Annotated in this window: 25 protein-coding genes; 18 read left to right on the top strand and 7 right to left on the bottom strand. The window is 65.4% G+C overall.

The window, feature by feature from the left end; genetic code table 11:
• Positions 1–105 precede the first annotated feature (105 nt).
• From JLZ96_RS22835 to JLZ96_RS22800, 8 genes are all read left to right on the top strand, one after another.
• Positions 106–1020: a Rossmann-like and DUF2520 domain-containing protein gene (locus JLZ96_RS22835; protein ID WP_032391344.1), complete on the top strand. Its 915-nt coding sequence runs from the start codon at positions 106–108 to the stop codon at positions 1018–1020.
• On the top strand, positions 1017–1925 hold the full coding sequence (gene panC, locus JLZ96_RS22830; protein WP_027494365.1) for a pantoate--beta-alanine ligase: 909 nt from the start codon (positions 1017–1019) through the stop codon (positions 1923–1925). The genes JLZ96_RS22835 and panC overlap by 4 nt, the downstream gene beginning before the upstream one ends.
• Positions 1926–1929: 4 nt before the next feature.
• Positions 1930–2361 (top strand): aspartate 1-decarboxylase, encoded by a 432-nt coding sequence (gene panD / locus JLZ96_RS22825; RefSeq protein WP_057472908.1) that lies wholly within the window; start codon positions 1930–1932, stop codon positions 2359–2361.
• A 4-nt stretch (positions 2362–2365) separates the two neighbouring features.
• Entirely contained in the window at positions 2366–3166 is an 801-nt protein-coding gene (locus tag JLZ96_RS22820) for a type III pantothenate kinase (protein WP_027494363.1), read from the top strand.
• A gap of 161 nt (positions 3167–3327) precedes the next feature.
• The gene (locus JLZ96_RS22815; RefSeq protein WP_080735589.1) at positions 3328–3897 is read left to right on the top strand and encodes a cysteine dioxygenase family protein; all 570 of its coding nucleotides are present in this window, start codon (positions 3328–3330) and stop codon (positions 3895–3897) included.
• Entirely contained in the window at positions 3894–4316 is a 423-nt protein-coding gene (locus JLZ96_RS22810; protein WP_032364474.1) for a rhodanese-like domain-containing protein, read from the top strand. The genes JLZ96_RS22815 and JLZ96_RS22810 overlap by 4 nt, the downstream gene beginning before the upstream one ends.
• Positions 4317–4352: 36 nt before the next feature.
• Complete coding sequence (lysS, locus tag JLZ96_RS22805; protein WP_201011331.1) at positions 4353–5876, top strand: lysine--tRNA ligase; 1524 nt, start codon at positions 4353–4355, stop codon at positions 5874–5876.
• Positions 5877–6149: 273 nt separating this feature from the next.
• Positions 6150–8690 carry an ATP-dependent Clp protease ATP-binding subunit gene (locus tag JLZ96_RS22800; protein WP_032364473.1) on the top strand — a complete coding sequence of 847 codons (2541 nt, stop codon included), beginning with the start codon at positions 6150–6152 and terminating at the stop codon, positions 8688–8690.
• Positions 8691–8828: 138 nt separating this feature from the next.
• Here the strand turns inward: JLZ96_RS22800 and JLZ96_RS22795 are convergent, their stop codons facing one another.
• Both JLZ96_RS22795 and JLZ96_RS22790 read right to left on the bottom strand, forming a co-directional pair.
• Complete coding sequence (locus JLZ96_RS22795) at positions 8829–10202, bottom strand: serine hydrolase (RefSeq protein WP_027494357.1); 1374 nt, start codon at positions 10200–10202, stop codon at positions 8829–8831.
• A 99-nt stretch (positions 10203–10301) separates the two neighbouring features.
• A complete protein-coding gene (locus JLZ96_RS22790; RefSeq protein WP_201011330.1) occupies positions 10302–11501 on the bottom strand; it encodes a lipase family protein in 1200 nt (399 codons plus the stop codon).
• A 94-nt stretch (positions 11502–11595) separates the two neighbouring features.
• Between JLZ96_RS22790 and JLZ96_RS22785 the strand changes: the two genes are divergently transcribed.
• Positions 11596–12033 carry an OsmC family protein gene (locus JLZ96_RS22785; RefSeq protein WP_027494355.1) on the top strand — a complete coding sequence of 146 codons (438 nt, stop codon included), beginning with the start codon at positions 11596–11598 and terminating at the stop codon, positions 12031–12033.
• A gap of 173 nt (positions 12034–12206) precedes the next feature.
• Positions 12207–14501, top strand: a complete 2295-nt coding sequence (locus tag JLZ96_RS22780) for a bifunctional diguanylate cyclase/phosphodiesterase (protein ID WP_094622827.1) — start codon at positions 12207–12209, stop codon at positions 14499–14501.
• Positions 14502–14517: 16 nt separating this feature from the next.
• Here the strand turns inward: JLZ96_RS22780 and JLZ96_RS22775 are convergent, their stop codons facing one another.
• The gene (locus JLZ96_RS22775; RefSeq protein WP_027494354.1) at positions 14518–14829 is read right to left on the bottom strand and encodes an antibiotic biosynthesis monooxygenase; all 312 of its coding nucleotides are present in this window, start codon (positions 14827–14829) and stop codon (positions 14518–14520) included.
• Between the two features lie 36 nt (positions 14830–14865).
• Here JLZ96_RS22775 and JLZ96_RS22770 point away from each other — a divergent pair, with 36 nt between their 5' ends.
• On the top strand, positions 14866–15642 hold the full coding sequence (locus JLZ96_RS22770) for an alpha/beta fold hydrolase (protein ID WP_052073632.1): 777 nt from the start codon (positions 14866–14868) through the stop codon (positions 15640–15642).
• Positions 15609–16418 (top strand): alpha/beta fold hydrolase, encoded by an 810-nt coding sequence (locus JLZ96_RS22765; protein WP_201011329.1) that lies wholly within the window; start codon positions 15609–15611, stop codon positions 16416–16418. The genes JLZ96_RS22770 and JLZ96_RS22765 overlap by 34 nt, the downstream gene beginning before the upstream one ends.
• Here JLZ96_RS22765 and JLZ96_RS22760 read toward each other — a convergent pair.
• The gene (locus JLZ96_RS22760; RefSeq protein WP_032386079.1) at positions 16415–17299 is read right to left on the bottom strand and encodes an A/G-specific adenine glycosylase; all 885 of its coding nucleotides are present in this window, start codon (positions 17297–17299) and stop codon (positions 16415–16417) included. The genes JLZ96_RS22765 and JLZ96_RS22760 overlap by 4 nt on opposite strands.
• A 121-nt stretch (positions 17300–17420) precedes the next feature.
• Between JLZ96_RS22760 and JLZ96_RS22755 the strand changes: the two genes are divergently transcribed.
• The 3 genes from JLZ96_RS22755 to JLZ96_RS22745 all read left to right on the top strand — a co-directional run bounded on the left by JLZ96_RS22755 (position 17421) and on the right by JLZ96_RS22745 (position 19790).
• Entirely contained in the window at positions 17421–18047 is a 627-nt protein-coding gene (locus JLZ96_RS22755; protein WP_027494350.1) for a carbonic anhydrase, read from the top strand.
• 111 nt (positions 18048–18158) lie between these two features.
• Positions 18159–18905, top strand: a complete 747-nt coding sequence (locus JLZ96_RS22750) for a hypothetical protein (RefSeq protein WP_027494349.1) — start codon at positions 18159–18161, stop codon at positions 18903–18905.
• 15 nt (positions 18906–18920) lie between these two features.
• A complete protein-coding gene (locus tag JLZ96_RS22745) occupies positions 18921–19790 on the top strand; it encodes a hypothetical protein (RefSeq protein WP_032371515.1) in 870 nt (289 codons plus the stop codon).
• 45 nt (positions 19791–19835) lie between these two features.
• On the opposite strand, the gene disA is transcribed toward JLZ96_RS22745, so the two are convergent.
• From disA to JLZ96_RS22730, 3 genes are all read right to left on the bottom strand, one after another.
• On the bottom strand, positions 19836–20921 hold the full coding sequence (gene disA, locus JLZ96_RS22740; protein WP_027494347.1) for a DNA integrity scanning diadenylate cyclase DisA: 1086 nt from the start codon (positions 20919–20921) through the stop codon (positions 19836–19838).
• Between the two features lie 128 nt (positions 20922–21049).
• Positions 21050–22447: a DNA repair protein RadA gene (gene radA / locus JLZ96_RS22735; RefSeq protein ID WP_201011328.1), complete on the bottom strand. Its 1398-nt coding sequence runs from the start codon at positions 22445–22447 to the stop codon at positions 21050–21052.
• Positions 22448–22500: 53 nt separating this feature from the next.
• A complete protein-coding gene (locus JLZ96_RS22730) occupies positions 22501–23109 on the bottom strand; it encodes a hypothetical protein (RefSeq protein ID WP_032391217.1) in 609 nt (202 codons plus the stop codon).
• A 288-nt stretch (positions 23110–23397) separates the two neighbouring features.
• Between JLZ96_RS22730 and JLZ96_RS22725 the strand changes: the two genes are divergently transcribed.
• The 3 genes from JLZ96_RS22725 to ispF are packed head-to-tail and all read left to right on the top strand — an operon-like array spanning position 23398 to position 25048.
• Entirely contained in the window at positions 23398–23886 is a 489-nt protein-coding gene (locus tag JLZ96_RS22725) for a CarD family transcriptional regulator (RefSeq protein ID WP_027494344.1), read from the top strand.
• Positions 23887–23921: 35 nt separating this feature from the next.
• Positions 23922–24587, top strand: a complete 666-nt coding sequence (ispD, locus tag JLZ96_RS22720; RefSeq protein ID WP_032388290.1) for a 2-C-methyl-D-erythritol 4-phosphate cytidylyltransferase — start codon at positions 23922–23924, stop codon at positions 24585–24587.
• Positions 24584–25048, top strand: coding sequence for a 2-C-methyl-D-erythritol 2,4-cyclodiphosphate synthase (gene ispF / locus JLZ96_RS22715; RefSeq protein ID WP_027494342.1), 465 nt, complete (start codon positions 24584–24586; stop codon positions 25046–25048). Before ispD ends, ispF begins: the two co-directional genes overlap by 4 nt.
• Positions 25049–25057: the final 9 nt, after the last annotated feature.

The following is a 25057-nucleotide window of genomic DNA, read 5'->3' as shown; positions in this document are numbered from 1 at the left end:
CACACCGGTTTCCCATGGCACGTTCGGTGCCGCTGTCGCTATTGTTCCCTGCAGGACGTCTGGTACCCGCCGAGCGGGACTGGAACGAACGAGAGGAAAATTTCGGTGACCTCATCAGGGTTCACTGGTGGTCTGTCTCCGGCTCGCTTGACCGTGGGTGTCGTCTCCGCCGGTCGGGTCGGTACGGCATTCGGTGAGGCGCTCGAACGCGTCGGACACGTTGTCGTCGGTGCCGCCGCGGTATCGGACGCATCCATCGCGCGAGTACGTGATCGATTGCCCGAGTCGCAGATTCTGCCTGTCGACGAGGTTGCCCGTCGCGCCGAACTCCTGATTCTGGCGGTACCGGACTACGAACTGGCCTCGATCGTCGCCGGTCTCGCCGCGACCGGGGCGGTCGCGCCGGGCAAGTTGGTGGCGCACACCTCCGGCGCGAACGGCGTCGCGGTACTGGAGCCGTTGGCTGCCCTTGGCGCGGTTCCGTTGGCGATACATCCGGCCATGACATTCAGCGGCGGACCCGAGGACACCGACCGGATGACGGCCGCGTGCTTCGGCATTACTGCGGGCGACGAGATCGGTTACGCGGTAGCCCAAGCCCTCGTCCTCGAGATCGGCGGCGAGCCGGTGCACGTGCCCGAGAACAACCGGGCGCTCTACCACGCGGCGCTGGCTCACGGCAGCAATCACCTCGTGACGTTGGTGGTCGACGCGGTCGAGGCACTGCGAGTTGCGTTGGCCGGTCCGGGTTTTCCTGGATCCGATGCCGAACGTGGTGTACCCGAGCGCGTTCTGGCTCCGCTGCTCGAAGCTGCACTGGACAATGCGCTGCGCAACGGACAATCCGCACTGACCGGCCCGGTGGCCCGAGGCGATACCGCGGCTGTCGGCAAACACCTCGAAGTGCTCGAGGCCGTCGATCCACGGATCGCCGCCGGTTACCGTGCGCTGTCGCTGCGGTCCGCCCAACGTATCGGTGCTGCAGCCGATCTGATCGAGATTCTGGAAGGGAAGCGATGACCCTCGCGGGTAGCTACACGAAGGGACAGTTGACGGTTCACCACGATCCCGCGGTGATCACGTCGGTGTCCAAGGCCCTACGTGGCGTCGGCAAGCAGGTCGCTCTGGTGCCGACCATGGGCGCACTGCATGCCGGCCACCTGCAGTTGGTGCGCCAGGCGAAGCTCACCGGCGCGGTCGTGATCGTGTCGATCTTCGTCAATCCTCTGCAGTTCGGCGTGGGGGAGGACCTCGACGCCTATCCGCGGACCCTCGATGCCGATGTCGAACTGCTCCGCGGGGAGGGTGTGGAATTGGTATTCGCGCCGTCCGCGTCGGACATGTACCCGTCCGGGCCGCGCACCACGGTCCATCCCGGTCCGCTCGGTAGTGAACTCGAAGGTGCCAGCAGGCCAACGCATTTCGCGGGAATGCTCACCGTCGTGGCCAAGCTGCTGCAGATAGCCGCTCCGCATCGGGCGTACTTCGGGGAGAAGGACTACCAGCAGCTGACGTTGATTCGGCAGATGGTGCGAGACCTGAACTTCGACGTCGCGGTCATCGGAGTCCCGACGGTTCGCGAGCAGGACGGTCTGGCGCTGTCCTCGCGCAACAGGTATCTCGATGCCGAACAGCGTGACGCTGCAATGGCGTTGTCGGCTGCACTCGTGGCCGGGGCGCACGCCGCTGCCGGTGGTCCGGAGGCGATCATCGCCACCGCGCGTGCCGTGCTCGACCAGGTGCCGTTGGTGCAGGTCGACTACCTCGAAGTGCGCGACCCGCATCTCGGCCCGGCTCCCGAACGCGGGGACGGCAGACTGCTCGTGGCGGCCAAGGTGGGTACCACGAGATTGATCGACAACGTCGGTGTCGCAGTCGGCACGGGCTTTCTCGAATACCCCGACGATCCCAAAAGTGGAGAGTGACACGATGTTTCGTACCATGATGAAGTCCAAGATCCATCGCGCCACCGTCACGCATGCCGATCTGCACTACGTGGGCTCGGTGACCGTCGATCAGGAGCTGATGGAAGCAGCCGATCTGCTCGAAGGCGAGCAGGTCACCATTGTCGACATCGACAACGGTGCGCGGCTGGAGACCTACGTGATCACCGGCGAGCGGGGCAGTGGCGTCATCGGAATCAATGGGGCTGCAGCGCATTTGGTGAACCCGGGTGATCTGGTCATCCTGATCGCCTACGGGGTCATGAACGAGCAGGAGGTTGCCGACTACTCACCCCGGGTGGTGTTCGTCGACGACAAGAACCGGCCGGTCGAGCTCGGCAGCGACCCGGCTCATGCGCCCGCCGGTTCGGGTCTGATCACGCCGCGCGATCTGCGGGCCGACTCCGTGCTGGTCTGACTCGATGCTTCTCGCAATCGATGTACGCAACACCAGCACGGTGGTCGGGCTCTTCACCGGCACCGGGGATCACTCGAAACTGCTGCGCGATTGGCGTATTCGCACCGATCCCCATGTGACGGCCGACGAGCTGGCGTTCATGTTGCGGGGGTTGTTGGGCGAACAGGCCGAGCAGATCACCGGGGTGACGGCTCTGTCCACGGTGCCGTCCGTGCTGCGCGAGATGCGGACGATGCTCGTGCGCTACTGGGATCACGTGGTGCACGTGGTGGTCGAACCCGGTGTGCGGACCGGGGTTCCGCTGCTGGTCGACAATCCCAAAGAGGTCGGGGCCGATCGCATCGTCAATACCCTTGCCGCACATGATCTGTACGACTCGGCGTGCATCGTGGTGGATTTCGGCACCACCACGTGTGTCGACGTCGTCTCGGCCAAGGGCGAGTTCCTCGGCGGAGCGATCGCGCCCGGTCTCGAAATTTCGGCGTCGGCCATGTCGACTCGCACCGCGACGCTGCGTGAGGTCGAGATGGTGCGGCCGCGATCGGTGCTGGGAAAGAACACCGTCGAGTGCATCCAGGCGGGCACTATCTTCGGTTTCGCCGGCCTCGTGGACGGGCTCGTCGGACGCATCAGACGTGAGGTGCCGGAGGTCAAAGGCGCCGACGTCGCGGTCATCGGTACCGGAGACATCGCTGCGCTGATCCTGCCCGAGTCGACGACCATCGAGCATCACGAACCCGACCTGACGCTCGAAGGACTTCGACTGGTCTACGAACGCAACATGGCAAAGCGGCGGCCACGCTGAATGTTTGAGCGGCGGCCACGCTGAATGTTTCGGCGAAGCGGGGTAGCGCGTCGGGCGTTCGTGTGTCAGAATTCTCGGCGTGATGACGTGCATGGCCACCCAGGAGTGTTGTCGAGGCTGACCGCTGCCTCGTTCGTTACACACCCCTGGAGTAGAGCTTCATGCTTTCCACACCTGTATTTTCTGCACCCACCCGACCCCGTTCGACCTCGCGGTCGGTCTCGACATTGCCGACTCGGCTGCGTCCTCCCGACCTGCTTCGGATCACCGATCAGGGCGCATCGGACGTCCTCGAGGGTCGCTTCGACCACCTGCTTCCCGGCGGTGGACAGTGGCCTACCGACGAGCGTTGGGCCACTCGCCTGCACTCCGACGACGATCTCGACGTCTGGTTGATCAGCTGGGTTCCCGAGCGATCCACCGAACTGCACGATCACGCCGGATCGCTCGGTGCATTGACCGTCCTGAGCGGTTCCTTGCTCGAATACCGTTGGGCGGGAACTGAACTGAAAGAGCGTCACCTCGACGCCGGAGATCAGGCAGCCTTTCCGCTGGGTTGGGTGCACGACGTGATGCACGATCCGGCGTCGGCCACGACCGGGCCCACCCTCAGCGTGCACGCCTACTCACCGCCGCTGACGGCGATGTCGTACTACGAAGTGACCGAGCGTGCCACGCTGCGCCGTACCCGCAGTGAGCTCACCGCCGAACCCGAGAAGGCCACGAGATGACCATCGTCGAAATGCTCGAATCCGCTCGCGAGACCATCGATCGCATGACCGTCTTCGAACTCCGTGACGCTGTCGACCGCGGCGCGGTCGTCGTCGACATTCGCCCGCAGGCGCAGCGCGCAGTCGAGGGCACCCTGCCCGGTGCGTTGGCCATCGAACGCAACGTCCTCGAATGGCGTCTCGATCCCACCAGTGACGCGCGGCTGGCGATCGCCACCGACCACGACGTCGAGTGGATCGTCATCTGCTCCGAGGGCTACACCTCCTCGCTCGCGGCCGCGTCGCTCAAGCTGCTGGGTCTGCACAAGGCCACCGATCTGGTCGGCGGCTATCAGGCACTGAAGTCGGCCGGGCTGCTCGGGGTGTTGACGCAGGCCAAGCACTGCGTTCGCGAGGCCGAGGCCGTCGCAGCGCACTGATCGTCCCGACAGTCTCGGACTGTAAAGTGTGTGCGCGTGAGTGATACAGCTTCTACCCAGCCGGCCGACGACACCCCGGAGCAGCTACGGATTCGTCGCGCCAAGCGCGCTGCGTTGCTCGAGCGCGGGGTCGAGGCGTATCCGGTGTCGGTTCCGCGGACCCATTCGCTGCTCGAGATCCGCACCCAGTTTCCCGAGCTCGACGCCGACACGACGACCGGCCTGATCGTCGGCGCCGTCGGCCGCGTAATCTTCGTCCGTAACACCGGCAAGCTGTGCTTCGCCACCCTGCAGGAGGGCGACGGCACCCAGCTCCAAGCCATGATCAGCCTGGCAGGTGTCGGCGAGGACGCCCTCGCAGCGTGGAAGGCCGACGTCGACCTGGGCGACTTCGTGTTCGTGCACGGCGAGGTCATCAGCTCCCGTCGTGGTGAGCTCAGCGTCATGGCCGACGCATGGCAGATCGCGTCGAAGTCGTTGCGGCCCTTGCCCGTCGCGCACAAGGAACTCAGCGAAGAGACGCGTATTCGGCAGCGCTACCTGGATCTGATCACGCGTCCGGAGGCCCGAGAGACCGCCCGCAAGCGCATCGCCGTGGTTCGTGAACTGCGTAACGCACTCGAGCGTCGCGGCTTCCTCGAGGTCGAGACCCCGATGCTGCAGACGCTGCACGGCGGTGCCGCGGCCCGGCCGTTCGTCACCCACTCCAATGCGATGGACACGGACCTGTACCTGCGCATAGCGCCGGAGCTGTTCCTCAAGCGCTGCGTCGTCGGCGGCATCGAGAAGGTCTTCGAGATCAACCGCAACTTCCGCAACGAAGGTGCCGACTCCTCGCACTCGCCGGAGTTCGCGATGCTCGAGACCTACGAGGCCTACGGCACGTACGACGACTCGGCGAAGATGACGCGGGAACTCGTCCAGGAAGTGGCCATGGCCGCGCTGGGATCCACCGTCGTGACGCTTCCCGACGGCACCTCCTACGATCTCGGCGGCGAATGGACGACGCTCGAGATGTACCCGTCGCTGTCGGAGTCGCTCGGATTCGACGTCACTCCTGACACCACCGTCGACGAACTGCTCGCGATCGCCGACAAGGTCGGGCTGGACGTGCCGCGCAAGGACGGCGTCTCGATCTATGGCCACGGCAAGCTCGTCGAGGAACTGTGGGAACACCAGGTGGGCGACGCGTTGACCGAACCGACGTTCGTTCGTGATTTCCCCGTCGAGACGTCGCCGCTGACGCGTCAGCACCGCAGCAAGCCGGGCGTCACCGAGAAGTGGGACCTGTACGTTCGCGGATTCGAGCTGGCGACCGGCTACTCGGAGCTGGTCGACCCGATCATCCAGCGCGAGCGTTTCGAGGACCAGGCGCGTCAGGCTGCCGCAGGCGACGACGAGGCGATGGTGCTCGACGAGGACTTCCTGGCCGCGATGGAACAGGGCATGCCGCCGACCACCGGAACCGGCATGGGAATCGACCGTCTGCTGATGGCGTTGACCGGGCTCGGGATCCGCGAAACGATCCTGTTTCCGATCGTCAAGCCGTCGCAGGCCTGATCGGAGGCCAGAAAGCTGTTCGCCAGCAGCGGACAGCGATCGGGAAACGTTTTGCAAAGTGCCTGCGTTATGAACAGTAAGCACACGAGGCGGTCCGTCTCGTTGCCGGATACGCAGTATTTCAGGGGTGGAGGGTCGGCGTTCGTCACGTCGGCCAACTACAGTGAGACACAGTCTTACCTTCGAATGCACAAGCGACCGAGTGTTCAGGACACTGCGGCGCTGGAAGAACTGGTGGGCGAGCTACCACCCACCGAGAAGTGAGGGAGAGCGATGTTCGAGAGGTTCACCGATCGCGCGCGGCGTGTTGTCGTCCTGGCTCAAGAAGAAGCCCGGATGCTCAACCACAACTACATCGGCACGGAGCACATTCTGCTGGGCCTCATCCACGAGGGTGAAGGTGTTGCAGCAAAGTCTCTCGAGTCGCTGGGCATCTCCCTCGAAGGAGTCCGCAGCCAGGTAGAGGAAATCATCGGCCAGGGCCAGCAGGCTCCGTCCGGTCACATTCCGTTCACTCCGCGCGCCAAGAAAGTACTCGAGCTCAGCCTGCGTGAAGCACTGCAGCTCGGCCACAACTACATCGGCACCGAGCACATCCTGCTCGGCCTGATCCGCGAAGGCGAAGGCGTCGCAGCTCAGGTTCTGGTCAAGCTCGGAGCCGACCTCAACCGCGTGCGCCAGCAGGTCATTCAGCTGCTGTCGGGCTACCAGGGCAAGGAGCCGTCCGAGAGCGGCAGCGGCCGCGGCGAGGCGGGCACCCCGTCGACGTCACTGGTTCTCGACCAGTTCGGACGCAACCTCACCCAGGCCGCGCTCGAAGGCAAGCTCGACCCGGTCATCGGTCGCGCGAAGGAAATCGAGCGCGTCATGCAGGTGCTGTCGCGTCGTACCAAGAACAACCCTGTTCTCATCGGCGAGCCCGGTGTCGGCAAGACCGCAGTCGTCGAAGGCCTGGCTCAGGCCATCGTCAACGGCGAGGTTCCCGAGACGCTCAAGGACAAGCAGCTCTACACCCTCGACCTCGGCTCGCTCGTGGCCGGCAGCCGTTACCGCGGTGACTTCGAGGAGCGCCTGAAGAAGGTGCTCAAGGAGATCAACACCCGCGGCGACATCATCCTGTTCATCGACGAGCTGCACACGCTCGTCGGCGCAGGTGCAGCCGAAGGTGCCATCGACGCAGCGTCGATCCTCAAGCCGAAGTTGGCTCGTGGCGAACTGCAGACCATCGGTGCCACCACCCTCGACGAGTACCGCAAGTACATCGAGAAGGACGCCGCACTCGAGCGTCGTTTCCAGCCCGTCCAGGTCGGCGAGCCGACCGTCGAGCACACCATCGAGATCCTCAAGGGTCTGCGCGATCGCTACGAGGCACACCACCGCGTCTCGATCACCGACGGTGCACTCGTCGCTGCCGCCACTCTGGCCGACCGGTACATCAACGATCGGTTCTTGCCCGACAAGGCAATCGACCTCATCGACGAGGCGGGCGCGCGGATGCGCATCCGCCGGATGACCGCGCCGCCAGACCTGCGTGAGTTCGACGACAAGATCGCCGACGCACGCCGGGAGAAGGAATCGGCCATCGACGCACAGGACTTCGAGAAGGCTGCGAACCTGCGCGACAAGGAGAAGACCCTCGTCGGTCAGCGTGCCGAGCGGGAGAAGCAGTGGCGTTCCGGTGACCTCGACGTCATCGCCGAGGTCGACGACGAGCAGATCGCCGAGGTTCTGGGCAACTGGACCGGCATCCCCGTCTTCAAGCTCACCGAGGAGGAGACCACCCGTCTGCTCCGCATGGAAGACGAGCTGCACAAGCGGATCATCGGCCAGGTCGAGGCAGTCAAGGCCGTCTCGAAGGCGATCCGTCGTACCCGTGCAGGTCTGAAGGACCCGAAGCGCCCGTCGGGCTCGTTCATCTTCGCCGGCCCGTCCGGTGTCGGTAAGACCGAGCTGTCGAAGGCACTCGCGAACTTCCTCTTCGGCGAGGACGACGCGCTCATCCAGATCGACATGGGCGAGTTCCACGACCGCTTCACGGCCTCGCGTCTGTTCGGTGCTCCTCCCGGATACGTCGGCTACGAAGAGGGTGGCCAGCTTACCGAGAAGGTCCGCCGCAAGCCGTTCTCCGTCGTGCTGTTCGACGAGATCGAGAAGGCCCACTCGGAGATCTACAACACGCTGCTCCAGGTCCTGGAAGACGGTCGTCTGACCGACGGACAGGGACGCACGGTCGACTTCAAGAACACCGTGCTGATCTTCACCTCGAACCTCGGAACCGCAGACATCTCGAAGGCTGTCGGTCTCGGCTTCTCCTCGGGTGAAGGCACCGGCTCGAACTACGAGCGGATGAAGCTCAAGGTCAACGACGAGCTGAAGAAGCATTTCCGCCCCGAGTTCCTGAACCGTATCGATGACATCGTCGTGTTCCACCAGCTCACGCGAGACGAGATCATCCAGATGGTCGATCTCATGCTCAACCGAGTCGAAGGTGCGCTCAAGAACAAGGACATGGCGATCGAGGTCACCGAGAAGGCGAAGTCGTTGCTGGCCAAGCGCGGATTCGACCCCGTACTGGGTGCGCGGCCACTGCGTCGCACCATCCAGCGCGAGATCGAGGACGCGTTGTCGGAGAAGATCCTCTTCGGCGAGATCGAAGCCGGCCAGATCATCCTGGTCGACGTCGAGAACTGGGACGGCGAAGGCGCAGGCGAGGACGCGAAGTTCACGTTCCGCGGTGAGAAGAAAGCCATCATCGTCCCCGACGAGGTTCCGGTCGATCTGGCCAAGGCCGCCGGAGACAGCGACAGCGAGTAAGTTCCACCAGTTCCAACACAACGGGCGATCCTCTTCGGAGGGTCGCCCGTTGTCGTATGTCCACAAGCCAACCAACACCCGCCCCCCGCCCCCGTTCGCGTCAATGGACCCCTGCAGCGCTCAGACGCATGCAATGGTTCATTCACGCAGATCACCTCCGTGGGTGAATGGGCCGTTGCACCGTTCAGACGTGTGTGCAGGGGTCCATTGACGGAGGGTGCGAACAGCGAGAGCAACGGCGATGACGGCAAGTTCCGACAGCACGAGCCAGAACAGCACTGTCACGTCGGGAGCCCAACGGCCCAGGGTGGAGATGGGTACACCGGTGAGCGTCGGTGTCGCGAAGTACAGCACTCCTCCGGCAGCAACAGCGATGAGGACGTGCGCAGGTGCCCACCGGCCGGGCGCGGTTTGCCGGCGAAGCAGAATGCGGATCGCGCACACGGCGAGCAGCACGGCGACAGCGGTCGAGCCGATCAACAGCATGGCGTACAGGCCCGGGCCGGTGCTGCGGGGCTCGTCGAATCCGAGTCGAGTGAGAACCAGTGCGCGGGTCGCCGAGGCCAACTGTTCGGCTTCGAGTTCGCCGTATCGGTTGGTCGCGAACACTACGGCCATGTGGCGGTCCGGGATGAGCGCGACGTGGGTGAAGTAGCCGGGAACGGCCCCCGAGTGCCAGCGCATCTCGGTACCGTCGGGCAGGGTTTCGACGTACCAGCCGAATCCATAGGACAGTCCCGACCCCGTGGGCACCGCATCTCGACCGGTCGACGCCACAGTGGTGAGTTGGCTCGATGCGTAGCGTGAGAGTTCGTCGATGGATCCGGCGAGGTAGCCGTAGCCCAACCCGGCGTTGTCGATTCCGGTGTCGATGCGTCGAGGGAAGGTGAAGAACGGGACGTGACCGGGTGGCACTGCTTCGCTGGTGTGCACACCGGTTTCACGGGCGACGACGTCGGCGAACGGTTCGTCGGTGATTCTCTCGACGATTGCTTGCAGCAGTAGATAGTCGAGGCTGGAGTAGCGGAACGAACCCGGGTCGTCGGGTGTGAGCCGCAGGGTGGGCACCACGTCGAGGGCTCGTTCTGTTCTTCCCCACACGTCCAACGCGGTGACGTCGTGGGGTAGCCCGCCGGTGTGGTGGATCAGGTCTGCAACGGTGACGTCGGCCGAGATGATCGAATTCGATTCGGGCAAAACGTCTTCGACGAGATCGGTCAGGTCGAGACGGTGCTGGGCCACGAGCGCCTGCACCGTTGCTGCCGTCACCGATTTCGATACCGAACCCCACACGAAGGGTGTGCCGTCGTCGATCGGGGAACCGTTTCCGTCCATCCCGACCGCCACGTCCTCGGTGACCTCGCCTTCGGAGACGACGCGAAGCGCCACTCCGGGCAGACCCAACACGTCGGCGACGTGCTCGACGTCCGACCGGGCGTCGGTGTCGGGTGGAACAGGAGAGATCGAGGTAAGGATGGCTGCCACGGTCAACAGGGTGTGCACGATGCGCATGAATGGGCGTCCCTCGGTCGGCGAACTGCGTTGCCGCACGAGTGAATCAAGGAACTCCCCGCGATCGCCTCGGTGAAGACCCTGATTTCGGTGCTGAGATCAGGCGTCGCTTTCGTGAACGAGGTCCGCGATCCAGGGCAATATGTCGGCGTATGCGGCCAGGGCTCCGGGTGTATGGTTCGCGCCGGTGATCGGGACGACCGGAAAGTCGTATTCGCGGTAGGTGACGTCGGCACCGAGTTCCCGCCAGCGTTCGAGCAGAGTGCGGGACTGCTCGATCGGTACGACGTCGTCCGCGACGCCGTGCGACAGGTAGACCGGCATGCTCGGTGCGATTCGGCCGACGGTGTTCGCATCGATCACGTCGAAGATTCCGGGGTCGTTCAGGTGTGCGGTGAGTGGGCGTCCGTCTCGGGTGAGTTCGCTGGTGTCGACGGGGTCGTTCGCGGCGCGGTCGGTGCTGCACCAGTTCTGCGCGGCGTCGAGCATCGCGGTGCCGTCGGCGTCGAACACGCTTCGGATCTCGTCGGCACGTTCGGGGTAGGCGTTGATCATGCCGTCGACCGCGAACAGCACGGCGCTGCCGAGTGTGGTGCCGTCGAGGGGCTCGATGTTGAGCGTCGGATCTGCCGGTGGCGCACCGACATAGGCGCCGACGATGTTGACCTCGGGGGCATACCCATTGGCGAGTTCGGCCGCCGAGGCCGAGGCGAACCCACCCTCCGAGTACCCGTACAGCACCACCGGCGCGTCATCGTCGGCGTTTCTGGCTACGTCGAGCAACGCATGTGCCGAGGCCAGGCGGTTCAGATACGTGTGCCCGCCCGGAGTGCCGAGTCCCTGGTAGTCGGTCGCTACGACGCGATAGCCGGCCAGCAGTAGCGGCAGGATGGCGGGGGACGACCCGACGGTACCGAGTACCGCCGATCCGGCGCAGCGATCGGCCATCCCGGATGTGCCGGGCGCGTAGGCGATCACCGGTCGCGGTCCGGGACCGGGCCACGGCGCGGTGGGGGTCATCGTGTACCCGGAGACGGTCATTGGTTCGCCGTGCGTATCGGTGGAGGTGTACAGGATTCGTTCGATGTCGAAGCCGAGTCCGAAACCTTTGGGCGAGTTCATCGGTCGTACTCGCACCACATCGCCGGGCGAATGTCCCGTCGATTCCACCGGCAGGTCGTAGAAGTCCGACAGGGGATCGGCGACGACGGGTGCCGACAGCGTGACACCCCAGACGAGCGCCGCCGCCACGATCATCGCTGTTCGCCGCAGGCAACTGGTGGCTCGCTCCTTCGTCATGTCGAGATCTCCGCACTCGATGGCCCGGTCACCCCGCCGACGTTAGCCTGAGTATCGGCCCTATGAAGGGTCAACGACGAAAGGACTCGGTTCGATGCCAACACGTACCTCACGCACCGCATGGAATGGAACTCTCGAACAAGGTTCCGGCCAGGTGGAGCTGTCCAGTTCGGGTGCAGCGACGTTCGACGTGTCGTTTCCCAAGCGTGCCGCCGAGAACGCCGACGGCACCACCAGCCCGGAGGAACTGATCGCAGCGGCTCATTCGAGCTGTTACGCGATGCAATTGTCGGCGCTGATCGCCGAAGCAGGCGGTACTCCGCAGAGTCTCGAAGTCACCGCTGATGTCTCGCTCGGTCCGGATCAGCCCGGTTTCAAGCTCACCGGTATCAAATTGACCGTCCGCGGCGAGGTGGACGGTCTCGACGCCGACGGGTTTGCGAAGGCGGCGCAGGCAGCGAAAGAGACGTGCCCGGTCAGCAAGGCTCTCACCGGTGTCGAGATCACGCTGGACGCCGCGCTCGAAGGCTGATCGAACGGATCACCCGATGTGAGACTGGCGAACAGTCGTCAGGTTTGAAATAGTTCGTGAATCGACCCATCCACGGATGGTTCGGTGCCGAATCGAGGTCAAGCATCGGGTTAGATCGGCTGTTGCATACCTTTGGGGAATGTAACGACCAGCCTAGGAAGGATGTGCCCACCATGTTGTGGACGCGCTTCCTAGGCCTGGGTGCCCTCGCAGTCGCAGCGCACGCGGCAGCCCCGCACGGATTACCCCGCGACATCGTCTATGCAATCGTGGTCCTGGCCACAATGGCGGCATTCGTCTATCGGTACCTGCGCGAGAACGGTCCGGATCGGCGCACATGGAAGTACATGGCCCTCGGTGTCGGCTGTTGGGGCGTGGGCGACGGCTTGGTCGCCCTGATGCAGTACGGGGGCGGTCGGGTCTCGACTTTCTCGGCCGCGGACGTGCTGTTTCTGGCCGGGTACGTGATCATCGCTGTGGGGTTCGCGCGTGCGGCCGACGAGAACGGGCTCGTTTTCGGTTTGGAAGAGCTGCTCGAATGTCTGGTGGTCGCAGTGGGCGTCGGTCTGGCCGCGTGGATGTTCGTCGTTCCCGGCGACTGGACGGGGCCGCTGGCCTCGATGCTCTCGTTCCTGCCTGCGACCGTCTACCTGACCATCGACGCGTTCTTGCTCACTCTCATCGGCAGTCTCTATCTGTTGACGCGTTCGACCGGAATCCCGGTCGTGGCTGCCACCATCGGCACAGTGCTTCTCACCGTGTCCGACTTCGCCACCTACTCTCGGCTCGACGATGTCGAGCTCTACCGCTCGCTGATCCCGAACACGCTGTGGCTGGCGGCCTACGTGTGCTTCGGAGTCGTTGCGCTGTTCGTGCCGGAGCGGGCGGTCGCACGGATCGAGCGGCCCAGTCCGTTCAGGTTCGGGCGAGCACGATTCGTCGGTCTGGGTCTCGCGGTTGCCGTCACCCCGGCGGCCATGGCCGTGCAACTGGCTCGCGGAGTGCCCGTCGCGCAGTGGGGTTGGGTGATCGTGCTGTCCTCTGCGTTGGTCATATCCCTGGTCGGCGGCAGGATGGCCTGCTTCCTCGGAACGCTGCGCAGGCAGGCTTCGGTGCTCGAGAACGTGGCACGAACGGATGCCGTTACCGGACTGGGCAACCGCAGGCTGCTTCGGGAGCGGCTCGACACGATGCTCGCCACGCGCGGCGAATCGGACGTCTTCACGCTCGTGGTCGACATCGACCGTTTCGCTCAGATCAACGAGACCTTCGGTTACAGCGTGGGCGACAGCGTGCTCCGCGAGATCGGCCATCGCCTCGTCGCCTCGGTGCGGTCCGACGATCTGGTGGGGCGGCTGGGAGGCGATCAGTTCGTCGTGGCGATGCGTCGGCTCCCGGGCAGGACCGATATTTTCGACATGGCTCATCGGCTCCAATTCGCGGTCAGCAGAACGATGTTCGTGCACGACATCAACGTCGCCCTCGATGCGGCGGTAGGGATAGCGGCGTTCGAGGAGTGTTCGGGAGCGTCCGAGACGAACGGCGTCGACGGCGAGGCGATGTTGCAGCGAGCTCATGTGGCGTTGACGTCCGCGAAGGCAGGCCATGCTCGCATCGGTCTGTACGAGCCCGACATGGACCGAAACCGACACGATCAGATGCGACTGTTGGGCGAACTCGACACGGCGATCCGTGACCATCAGCTCCGGGTGTTCTTCCAGCCGTGTCTCGATCTCGAGTCGGGCAGCGTCGACCGGGTCGAGGCTCTGCTGCGGTGGCTGCACCCTCGCGAGGGACTGATCGGGCCGTCGACGTTTCTCCCCGATGCGGAGCGCACCGGCATGTTGCCCGCCATCACCGCGCTGGTACTGGACGAGGCACTCGCGCAGTGCAGCGCATTACGACGGCGAGGCATCACTCTGTCTGTCTCGGTGAACCTTTCGGTTCGGAATCTTCTGGACGAGACACTCACCGAACAGGTCGCCGCGGCACTGGCGAAACACTCCGTACCGGCGCACGCCCTGGAGTTCGAGGTCACCGAAACGACAGCCATGACCGACCCGGTGCGATCGGTGGCTGCGTTGACCTCGTTGCGCAGCCTGGGGGTGACTCTGGCCATCGACGATTACGGGACCGGCTACAGCTCGCTGGCGTACCTGCAGACCCTGCCGGTGCAGACCCTCAAGATCGACCGCTCGTTCGTCTCGAAGATGAACTCCGACGACACCGACGCGTCCATCGTTCGCTCGACCATCGACCTGGCCCGCAGTCTCGGTGTGCGGATCATGGCCGAGGGCGTCGAGGATGCAGGCACCCTCGACGCCCTTCGTCGGCTGGGTTGCGATGCGGCACAAGGCTTTTACCTCGGTCGCCCGATGCCTGCCGAGCTGTTGTTCGACGCCGTGCACAAGCTCGATTCCGATACGCCCACCAGACTGGAGTGGGAGCTCGCCCGTCAGCCCATCTGACGGGCGAACTGCGTCGTCACGAGGTGGCGGGCACGTCCAGCACGACCTCGAACTCCAGCAGTGACGCGCCCGACGCGACCGGCTTGCTCTCGCCGGAACCGGCGTGCGCCTGCCGTGACGGGCCACCGGACCAGGCCTGGAACGACTCCTCGTCCTCCCACTGGGTGACGACGAAATAGCGTGTCTCGCCCTTGACCGGACGGAGCAACTGGAACCCGAGGAAACCGGGTGAACCGTCGACCGTTCCGGCACGCGCGGCGAAGCGCTTCTCGAGCTCGGGGCCTGCGCCCTCGGGTACGTCGATCGCGTTGATCTTCACAATGGCCATTCTCGGGAGACTACCCCGCCGATATGCTCGGCGGTGATGCTCTACGACGAGGGTGGATCCGGCCGTTCGATACTGCTGCTGCACGGGCTGATGGGCAGTGCGGCGACGTGGCGACGCCAGATTCCGTGGCTCCGAGAATTCGGGCGGGTGCACACCTACGACGCCCCGGGCCACCGTCGGCCTCCGCCGCCCGAACTGACGACCGAGGCGTTCGTGGACGACCTGATCGAGCACCTCGAAACGGTGGGTCCCAGTGTGCTGGTTGGTCATTCGATGGGAGCGCTGCACGGCTGGTGTGCGGCTGCGCGGCGACCCGATCTGGTCACCGCGCTCGTCATCGAAGACATCGCGCCGGACTTTCGCGGTCGAACGGCGGACGGCTGGGCGGCGATGATCCGGGCGTGGCCGCAACCGTTCCCGGACGCCGACGCGGTACGCGCCTTCTTCGGAGATGTTGCCGGACAGTACTTTCTGGATTCGTTCGAGCTCAGCGACGACGGCTGGCGACTGCACGGTGACGTCGATACGTTCGAGGCCATTTCGCAGGAGTGGGGGACGCGGCACTTCTGGAACGAATGGGATGCCGTCCGTGCTCCGGTTCTGTTGATCGAAGGTGAGCACACCATCACGCCTGCCGGACAGATGAGCCGAATGCACTCGGCCAAGCCCGGATCGGTGTACGTCCGAGTCGAGGGTGCGGCGCATCTCGTTCACGACGAAGCCCCGGAGCGGTATCGCGACGCCGTCGAGGGGTTCCTGCGCACACTAGGATCATCCGAATGCCGCTCGCACAGCTCAACGGAATCGACCTGAACTACGACGTCACCGGTGACGGACCGCTCGTGGTTCTGGTGATGGGAACGGGAAGCCCGGGCCGCGTCTGGCGAACCCATCAGGTTCCCGCGCTGGTGAAGAGTGGATATCGCGTGGTCACATTCGACAATCGCGGTATCGCACCGTCGTCCGAGTGTGCGCGCGGGATGACGCTCGACGACCTGGTCGAAGACACCGCCGCCTTGATCGAACATCTCGGCGGCGGAAAGGCGCGCGTCGTCGGCACGTCGATGGGCGCACGCGTCACCCAGGAATTGGCGTTGGCGCGGCCGGATCTGGTGTCGCACGCAGTGATGATGGCCACCTACGGCAAAAACACCACAATGCGTCAGCAGTTGACGAAGGGTGAGAAAGACCTGTTCGACGCCGGAGTCGAACTTCCGGCCTCGTACCGGGCGGCGATGACTGCGATGCAGAACTTCTCGCCCAAGACCTTGGCCGACGAGGCAGCGATCGGCGACTGGCTGGCGGTGCTCGAATACTCCGGCGGCAAGAAGACGGCCGGTATGCGGGCGCAGATCGGACTCGAAATGCGTGCCGGCACAGACAGATTGATAGCGTATCGCCGAATTTCGGCCAAGTCGCTCGTCGTCGGATTCGCCGACGACCGGCTCATTCCGGTGCAGCAGTGTCGTGAAGTGGCTGCGGCGATACCCGGTGCGCGCTACGTCGAAATCGCCGATACGGGCCACTTCGGCTACCTCGAACGACCCGACGCCATCAATGCGACTCTGGTGGAGTTTCTGTCGTCCTAGCTGTCCGAACCCTCACCGGCCAGCGCGAACAAGCCCGATTCGGTCTGCTCGATCAAGCCGTCGGTCAACAGTGAGTCCAATGCGCGGTCACGCTGGGTTGGGTCGGTGGGCCAGACGATGTCGAGCTGAGCCCGCTCCACCGGCCCGGTGCTCTCCCGCAGGACCGACATCAGTTTGCCGCGTACCTGTCGATCGGTTCCGGCGAATTTCTGCACCTTCTTCGCCGGGCCGGTGTGCGCAGGCCGCCCGGCCTCGATCCAGGCGCACTCGGGAAGTGGGCACAGCAGGCACGCCGGATTCTTGGCGGTGCAGATGAGCGCGCCGAGCTCCATCAATGCCGCCGAATACCGGGCGGCGCGGGGCACGCTGACCGGAAGCAGTTGTTCGACGTCGGCCAAATCCCTTGTCGTCGAGGGATTTCCAGGCTCGGCGTTGCCGTGCAACGCACGCGCGACGACGCGTCGAACATTGGTGTCCACCACCGGAACTCGCTGGCCGTAGGCGAAAGTCGCCACCGCCCTGGCCGTGTAGGCCCCGATGCCGGGCAGGCCGAGCAGGGTGTCGACGTCCCGCGGAACCTCGTCGCCGTAGTCCTCGGCAAGCACCCGAGAACACTCGTGCAGACGCAATGCGCGACGCGGGTACCCCAGCTTCCCCCACGCCCGCAGCACCTCGGCCTGCGACGACGCGGCCATCGCCGAGGGGACCGGCCACCGCTGCACCCACTGCTCCCAGATGGGAGCCACCCGCACGACGGGCGTCTGCTGCAGCATGATCTCGCTCATCAGGATCTGCCATGCGGTCACTCCCGGACGACGCCACGGCAGGTCGCGTCCGTCGGTATCGAACCATCCGAGCAGGGCCTCGGGATCGATCGGCAACTGTGCGCCCTTCTTCTCGTGTCTGTGACGGGTACCAACAGTAGTGAACCCGACTCGCCGGTAGCCCGCTGCGCGTGCACCCGACTCGCCGGTAACCCGCTGCGCGTGCACAATGAGAGCTATGCCTGCTTCGAATCCGATCGCTGCCTGGAAGTCACTCAAGGAAGGCAACCAACGGTTCGTCTCCGGAGAGGTCCTGCATCCGTCGCAGGGGATCGAGGACCGCGCCCGGCTCGAGAGCGCTCAGCACCCCGGGGCCATCCTGTTCGGCTGCGCCGACTCACGCGTCGCCGCCGAGATCATCTTCGATCAGGGCCTCGGCGACATGTTCGTCGTTCGCACCGCCGGCCACGTCGTCGATTCCGCTGTTCTGGGCTCCATCGAGTACGGCGTCGCGGTGCTCAATGCTCCGCTGATCGTCGTGCTCGGACACGACCACTGCGGTGCCGTCCAGGCGACTGTCGACGCACTCGAAAGCGGCGACGTGCCCGGCGGCTACATCCGCGACGTCGTCGAGCGCGTCACCCCGTCGGTGCTCTCGGCCCGACGCGACGGCCACGAAGCCGTCGACGAGTTCGAGGCGCGCCACGTCCAGGAAACCGGCAACCTACTGATGCAGCGTTCGCGCATCGTCGCCGAGAAGGTCGAAGCCGGCGAGCTGGCGATCGTCGGGCTCACGTACCAGCTGTCCAAGGGGCGTGCGCAGCTTCGCGAGGTCATCGGCGACATCGGCGAACAGCCCGCCTGAACGGTCGAACAGCCCGCCTGACGGTCCGGCAGCCCCCGAAAGCCCGTTCGCCGGTGCGACACGCCGCGTGGGCTCAGGGATAGCGTGGCTTCGGCCGCATACGGTTGATTCGTGTTGGAACCGACCGGGCCATTGCCTCCCGAAATCTACTGGCGACGCCGCGCACTCGCCATCGGTGCGGCCGTTGTCGTCCTCGGCTTGATCGTGTGGTTCATCGCCTCGCTCAGCGGTCGTTCCGACGACCCCGAGGCCGCTCCGGCCGGGGTCGCAGCTCCGGCGACCACGTCCGCGCTGCCGTCGCCCAGCTCGTCTGCCACGCCCGGTGGTTCGGGTGGCTCCGGTGGTTCGGGTGAGGGATCGGGCGGTTCCGGTGGGTCCGGTGGTTCGGGCGGCGGTACCGACTCCGCGGCCGGCGGTGGCACGACAGCAGCAACGACCAGTGGTGCGCCGGCTCCGGCGATCGCCAACCAGTGCCCGGATCAGTCCCTCGCGATCAAGGTGACGCCCGAGAAGGCCACCTATCGCCTCGGCGAAGAGCCCGTGTTCACCGTCGTGATCACCAACATCGGGTCAGCGGAGTGCCAGCGCGACGTCGGTGCCGGGCTGCAGCAGGCGCTCGTCTACACGCTCGACAATCAGCGCATCTGGTCCAACATCGACTGCTTCCCGAACGCTGCGTCGGATCTGCGAACCTTCAAGCCCGGTGAGCAGGCCGGCTTCACGGTGAAGTGGTCGGGCACCAACTCGGTTCCCGGTTGCGGTGAAGAGCGCGTCCCGGTCGGCGTCGGTGCATACCAGGCCATCGCACAGCTCGGCGAACTCAAGAGCGTGCCGGAACCGTTCAACATCACCGGCTGAGTACGGTCGAATCTCATGACCACCCCGACAGCGCTTGCCCGAGCGGCCTACACGACGCTCGAACCCTTCCATGTGACCGCGTACTTCAATCCTGAACTCGGATCTGCGTACGAGGACACCGGACTCGACGGTCATGCCTGGTACGTGGGCGCGAGGGCCGCGCCGATGGGTCCGTGCGCGCCCAGCGTCGTCGCGGCTGCGTTCTACAACTTCAACCCGGTGTTGATCGAGCAGGCGTGGCCGGCCGCTGTGGCCGTCGGTCTGGATGCAGTGTCCGATCGTCGGTGGGCACTGCTCGACTCCGTCCTCGGCGCAGCACTGGGTTCCTTGGCCTCCGAGCCCGATCTCGCGACCATCGCGGAGCGGTTGCGCAGCATCGGCGACGCGGCGTCCTTCGCCGGCCGTCCTCTCGCAGCAGCATGGCATTCCACCGAACGACCCGACGTGCCTCATCTCGCCCTGTGGCATTCGATCACCGTGCTGCGTGAGTGGCGGGGCGACGGCCACCTCGCCGCGTTGATCGACGCGGAACTCGACCCCGCGGAAGCAGCGGTGTTCCACGAAGCCGTCCGCCCGACACCGCAGCCCGGGCGCCGAGCGCTCGGCAAGCGCATCACACAGCTGACGCGACAGTGGTCCGAGACCGAATGGGATTCGGCTGCAGAACGACTCGCCGTCCGGGGGCTGCTCACCACTTCTGCCGAGGGGGAGACGTTGACCGAGGCCGGCACCGCTCTCGATCGGCACATCGAGGATCGCACCGACGCCATGGCTTCGGCAGTGTGGAAGACCGTTCCGGATGCGGAGCAGCTGATCACGAGCGCACGGCCCTACGTGAAAGCCGTGATCGACGCTGGTTTCCTCCCGGGGACCAAGAAGCGGTAGGCGTTACCGGTTCCCAGTGGTCCCGGGTCTCGGTTGTAGCGCTTCCTAGTCGTAGGGCCCGGAGATCGAGGCCTCTGCCAAGCGCGACAGCCCCTCTCGAATGTGCCTGGCCCACAGGCCGCCGATGCCGTCGACCGACTGCAGATCGGCTGCGGTGGCGGCCAGCAGGCCCTGCAAAGTGCCGAATGCGCCCACGAGTCGGTGAATCTGGCTGAACTGCAACCGCGGCACTCGCGTCAGTACGCGATAACCGCGCGGACTCATCGGGGTGTCCAACGCTTCGATGGTCGCGGGATAACCGAATGCCCGGGACAGAGTCGTCAGGTCCAACAGGTCGACATCGGTCAGCTTGTCCAGCGCCGCGAGCGCTTTCTCCACGCCGGTGGTGCTCGACGGTTCGTTGCCGGCGAGATAGTCGCGCACGATCAGTTGACGGTCGATGTCGTTGTCGCCCAACAACTCTTCGAGCTGGAGAGCGAGCTGACGGCCGTCGGTGCCGAGCTCGAGGACGTTCTGCTCGATTTCCACCGACACCCGTCGCACCATCTCGAGGCGCTGGGCGACGGTCAACGCGTCGCGCAGGGTCACGAAATCTTCGATCTCCACGACCGAGAGCTGACGCGTGTTCTCGTCGAGCCGGGCCTTGTATCGCTCGAGCGTGGCGACGGCCTGATTGGCGCGCGAGAGGATGGTGGCTGAGCCCTCGACGACGTGCCTGATGCCGCTGATGTAGACACTGACGATGCTCATCGACTGGCTCACGGAGACAACGGGATACCCGGTCTGCATCGCGGTTCGCTCGGCCGCGCGGTGTCGGGTGCCGGATTCGACGGTAGGAATCTTGTGGTCGGGGACGAGCTGAACATTGGCCCGAACGATGCGCTGCCCGTCGGTCGAAAGCACTACTGCGCCATCCATTTTCGACAGCTCGCGCAGTCGTGTCGGCGCGAACTCGACATCGAGCTCGAACCCGCCGTCGCAGATGGCCTCGACCTCTTCGTCGTAGCCCAGGACGATCAATCCGCCGGTGCGGCCGCGCAGGATTCGTTCGAGACCGTCCCGCAGGGCGGTGCCCGGTGCCAGTCGAGCGATGGTCTCGCGTAACGCCGGGGACTGCGCGGCGCCTTCCATGGCCAACCCCCTCGTGTCGTAACGGCATGCGGCAGATCTGGAGCTCGTGCCCAACAAAGACTAACGCGCCGCCGAATGCGGGCCACGCCGTTGCACACGGGCAGCGCCGTAAAGGGTACCGCCCGGTGTCATACCGGCCGCATACGCGTGTACGTCAGGGCCTCGCCGACGTTGGTGACGGTTTTGACCTTGATGCCGGGCGGGATGGGGCCCGCGTCCTCGGGGACGATGGCGTAGTTGAACCCCAGTCTGGCTGCCTCGGCGAGGCGGCGCCCGAGCCCGGCGACGCGTCGTACCTCGCCGGCGAGCCCTACTTCCCCCAGAATCACCATTCCTGCGGGCAACGGTTGATCACGCACCGCCGACGCCACCGCAGCTGCCAGAGCCAGATCTGCGGACGGCTCACTCGTGCGCATCCCGCCGACCGTCGCGGCATAGACCTCGGCCTTGGACACCTTCACGCCGCACCGGCGTTCCAGGACGGCCAGAATCATCGCGACACGGGCGTGATCGAGTCCGCTGACCGCGCGTCGCGGTGACGGCATCGCGGTGTCGACGATCAGTGCCTGCAACTCGGCCAGCAGCGGTCGCTTGCCGTCCATCGTGACGGTGACGGCGGTCCCGGGGACGGCGTCGTTGCGGTGATGCAGGAACAGCCCGGACGGGTCACTGATGCCGACGATTCCGGTCTCCCGCAACTCGAAGCAGCCCACCTCGTCCGAGGCACCGAACCGGTTCTTGACGCCGCGAATCATGCGCAGCGTGGAGTGCTTGTCGCCCTCGAAGTTGAGGACCACGTCGACGAGGTGTTCGAGCGAGCGCGGGCCTGCCACCGCGCCTTCCTTCGTCACGTGCCCCACGAGCAGAACGGCGACTCCGGTGGTCTTGGCCAGCGTGGTCAACGCACTGGTGATGGCGCGGACCTGAGTGACACCGCCGATGACGCCGTCGACGTCGGCGGCGAGCATGGTCTGCACCGAATCGACGATCAACAGGCTGGGCTTGACCTGTTCGACGTGTCCGAACACGGTTGCCAGATCGGACTCGGCGGCGAGAAAGACGCGCTCGTGCACCGCGCCGGTACGGTCTGCCCGCAGCCGAACCTGCCCTGCCGATTCCTCACCGGTGACGTAGAGCGCGCGGCGATTGGGAGCCGAACGCGCCCACCGATGCACCACCTCGAGCAGCAGCGTCGACTTGCCGACGCCCGGCTCACCGGCCAGCAGAACGACCGAACCGGGGACCAGACCGCCGCCGAGGACACGATCGAACTCGTCGATGCCGGTGGTGTTCGCCTGCGAGGTTGCGCTGCTGATGGTCGTCAGTGCAGCTGCGGGCGTCGTCGGGATCATGGCACCGCCGCCCGAGCGGAGCGCCGATGCACCTGCGCGCGACGTGAGCGGTGCCGCGGTGGCCTGGACCTCGTCCATCGAGCCCCAGTCGCCGCATTCGGGACACCGACCGACCCACTTGGAGACCGAATGATGACACGCGGAGCAGCGGTAGCTCGACTTCAGTTTGACCACGTCGGAAGCCTAACGATCGGCACCGACAGGTCCGGTGACCTCGTACGGAGGGGTCAGTGCCCGCCGCTGTGCTCGGAGACTGCCTCCTCGGAGCGCTCCAATTCGTGACCGGCGTCGACGGGCACGTTGACGACAACATCGCCCGCATTGGCGAACTCGAAGGTGACCGGCAGCGTCAGGCCCGGGCGCACGTTCTCGCTGATGTCGGCCATCTCGACCTTGATGAGCTGGATCGGAAGCAGAGGATCGTCCAGCTGCGTGTCGGCGGGTGATCCGGCACCGAGCGCGGTCAGCGGAGCGATCTCGGTGCTGCCCGGTTCTGCCTCGTCGACGATGGTGACCCGAGCCTCGGGAGAGGAGATCCCGGTCAGCTCGTCCGCAACGGCGGGGTTGGCGTTGATGGCCGTGAACCCGAGCTCGACGGTGCCGCCGGGCTCGATGCTGTACTCCTCGGAGGAGGGGTACACGACGTGCACGTTGCGAAGCTGAATGTCTCCGACGTCGACGGAATTGCCGTTGACCGCCGCGACCTGAGTGGCCGTCTGCGAGATCTGACCCGCGCCGCAGGCGGTGAGTACGAGGGTGCCACCAGCGAGAAGCGCGAGGGCGGCGGCCGTTCTGCGATGGCGGCCAAGCGGTGTCGCAGCGTCGATTGCAGTCACTTCGGTCGTCCTCCATGTGGTGCCGGGCCGGCTCGGTCCATCTCGTCCACTAGGCAGAGTAGTAGTTCTCGTCCACCGACCGCTCGTGGGGTCCGCCACTGCTCACGATGCGCCAGGTAGGGCAGCCTTCCGCACGGAACGGGGGTGTTACGACCGCGGCCGAAATGTGGCCCCGGATACACGTCGAACCGTCTGTGTCAACCCCTGATTCGGCAGCACTGTGCCCCTGACCTGCGCCGTTGATATTGGGCGTGGTATTCTGGGTAAATCGAAAGGGGCACTTGTCACATGATTTTCAAGGTCGGAGACACCGTCGTTTACCCCCATCACGGAGCGGCGCTGATCGAAGCGATAGAGACACGCACCATCAAGGGTGAACCGAGAGAGTACTTGGTTCTCAAGGTCGCGCAAGGCGACCTCACCGTTCGAGTCCCCGCGGACAATGCCGAGTACGTCGGCGTTCGCGATGTCGTCGGGCAAGAAGGCCTCGACAAAGTCTTTCAGGTGCTGCGCGCACCGCACACCGAAGAGCCCACCAACTGGTCGCGTCGCTACAAGGCCAACTTGGAGAAGCTGGCTTCCGGTGACGTGAACAAGGTGGCAGAGGTCGTTCGTGATCTCTGGCGTCGCGAGCAGGATCGTGGATTGTCGGCAGGCGAGAAGCGGATGCTCGCCAAGGCGCGTCAAATCCTCGTCGGCGAGTTGGCACTGGCCGAGGGAACCGACCAGGCCAAGGCCGACACCATGCTCGACGAAGTTCTCGCCACCGCTTCGTAGAGTGAGCAGCTTCGCAGAATGAGCAGCTTCGTAGCGTGAACGGTACCGCCGGCGACGTTGTCGCCCTGGTACCCGCAGCAGGTAAAGGCCTTCGGCTCGGACACGACGAGCCGAAGGCTTTCGTCTGTCTGGGTACCGACTCTCTTCTCACGCGATCCGTGGACGGACTGCGTGCCTCGGGTGCCGTCGACCGCATCGTCGTCATCGTGCCCGTCGATCTGCTCGACGCGGCCCGCGGGCTCGTCGGCGACGACGTCATCGTCGTGGCAGGCGGCCGCGAACGCACCGATTCGGTGCGCGCCGGTCTCGCCGTCGTCGGAGACGCTTCCGTCGTGCTGGTCCACGACGCCGCTCGCGCTCTCACGCCGCCCGCGTTGATCGCCCGCGTCGTCGCCGAGGTCCGAGCGGGACGACCAGCGGTCATCCCGGTGCTGCCCGTCGTCGACACCGTCAAGGAAGTCGACCTCATGGGCGCTGTGGTCGGCACGCCCGATCGCGCGAGTCTGCGTGCGGTCCAGACCCCGCAGGGCTTCGACGCCGACGTCCTGCGTCGTGCCTATGCCGCAGCTACCGACATCTCGACCGACGATGCGGGACTGGTCGAGCGGATAGGCGAGACGGTGCACACCATCGTCGGGGACGCCCTCGCATTCAAGATCACCACTCCGCACGACCTACTACTGGCAGAGGCGCTCCTATGAGAGTCGGCATCGGCACCGACGTCCACCCCATCGCTCCCGGCCGACCCTGCTGGCTGGCCGGACTGCTCTTCGAGGACGCGGACGGTCTCGAGGGCCACTCCGACGGCGACGTCGCCGCGCACGCGCTGTGTGACGCCCTGCTGTCCGCTGCGGGCCTGGGCGATCTGGGGTCGGTCTTCGGTACCGGGCGTCCGGAGTGGGACGGGGTCAGTGGAGCCGCGATGCTGACCGAGGTACGACGGTTGCTCGACGCCGACGGGTTTGCGGTCGGCAACGCTGCGGTGCAGATCATCGGTAATCGGCCCAAGATCGGACCGCGCCGCGTCGAGGCGCAGGACGTTCTCTCGGGTGTGCTCGGTGCCCCGGTGTCGGTGTCCGCGACCACCACCGATGGGCTCGGGCTGACCGGTCGCGGCGAAGGAATCGCGGCCGTCGCGACCGCACTTGTCATGACGAGGTAAAACCACCGG

Source organism: Rhodococcus sp. NKCM2511, assembly GCF_014905595.1.
In the GTDB taxonomy this organism is placed as follows: domain Bacteria; phylum Actinomycetota; class Actinomycetes; order Mycobacteriales; family Mycobacteriaceae; genus Rhodococcoides; species Rhodococcoides fascians.
The sequence above is the reverse complement of the archived record's forward strand: the minus strand, read 5'-3'. Positions and strand labels throughout refer to the sequence as shown.

Excerpts from the sequence above, each read along its gene's own strand:
- disA (WP_027494347.1), bottom strand. The coding sequence starts at position 20,921 with ATGGAAGGCGCCGCGCAGTCCCCGGCGTTACGCGAGACCATCGCTCGA.
- JLZ96_RS22815 (WP_080735589.1), top strand. The coding sequence starts at position 3,328 with ATGCTTTCCACACCTGTATTTTCTGCACCCACCCGACCCCGTTCGACC.
- JLZ96_RS22820 (WP_027494363.1), top strand. The coding sequence starts at position 2,366 with ATGCTTCTCGCAATCGATGTACGCAACACCAGCACGGTGGTCGGGCTC.
- JLZ96_RS22770 (WP_052073632.1), top strand. The coding sequence starts at position 14,866 with ATGCTCTACGACGAGGGTGGATCCGGCCGTTCGATACTGCTGCTGCAC.
- JLZ96_RS22765 (WP_201011329.1), top strand. The coding sequence starts at position 15,609 with ATGCCGCTCGCACAGCTCAACGGAATCGACCTGAACTACGACGTCACC.
- JLZ96_RS22800 (WP_032364473.1), top strand. The coding sequence starts at position 6,150 with ATGTTCGAGAGGTTCACCGATCGCGCGCGGCGTGTTGTCGTCCTGGCT.
- JLZ96_RS22780 (WP_094622827.1), top strand. The coding sequence starts at position 12,207 with ATGTTGTGGACGCGCTTCCTAGGCCTGGGTGCCCTCGCAGTCGCAGCG.
- JLZ96_RS22790 (WP_201011330.1), bottom strand. The coding sequence starts at position 11,501 with ATGACGAAGGAGCGAGCCACCAGTTGCCTGCGGCGAACAGCGATGATC.
- ispF (WP_027494342.1), top strand. The coding sequence starts at position 24,584 with ATGAGAGTCGGCATCGGCACCGACGTCCACCCCATCGCTCCCGGCCGA.
- JLZ96_RS22785 (WP_027494355.1), top strand. The coding sequence starts at position 11,596 with ATGCCAACACGTACCTCACGCACCGCATGGAATGGAACTCTCGAACAA.
- JLZ96_RS22810 (WP_032364474.1), top strand. The coding sequence starts at position 3,894 with ATGACCATCGTCGAAATGCTCGAATCCGCTCGCGAGACCATCGATCGC.
- JLZ96_RS22725 (WP_027494344.1), top strand. The coding sequence starts at position 23,398 with ATGATTTTCAAGGTCGGAGACACCGTCGTTTACCCCCATCACGGAGCG.
- JLZ96_RS22795 (WP_027494357.1), bottom strand. The coding sequence starts at position 10,202 with ATGCGCATCGTGCACACCCTGTTGACCGTGGCAGCCATCCTTACCTCG.
- JLZ96_RS22755 (WP_027494350.1), top strand. The coding sequence starts at position 17,421 with ATGCCTGCTTCGAATCCGATCGCTGCCTGGAAGTCACTCAAGGAAGGC.
- panC (WP_027494365.1), top strand. The coding sequence starts at position 1,017 with ATGACCCTCGCGGGTAGCTACACGAAGGGACAGTTGACGGTTCACCAC.
- panD (WP_057472908.1), top strand. The coding sequence starts at position 1,930 with ATGTTTCGTACCATGATGAAGTCCAAGATCCATCGCGCCACCGTCACG.
- JLZ96_RS22745 (WP_032371515.1), top strand. The coding sequence starts at position 18,921 with ATGACCACCCCGACAGCGCTTGCCCGAGCGGCCTACACGACGCTCGAA.
- JLZ96_RS22775 (WP_027494354.1), bottom strand. The coding sequence starts at position 14,829 with ATGGCCATTGTGAAGATCAACGCGATCGACGTACCCGAGGGCGCAGGC.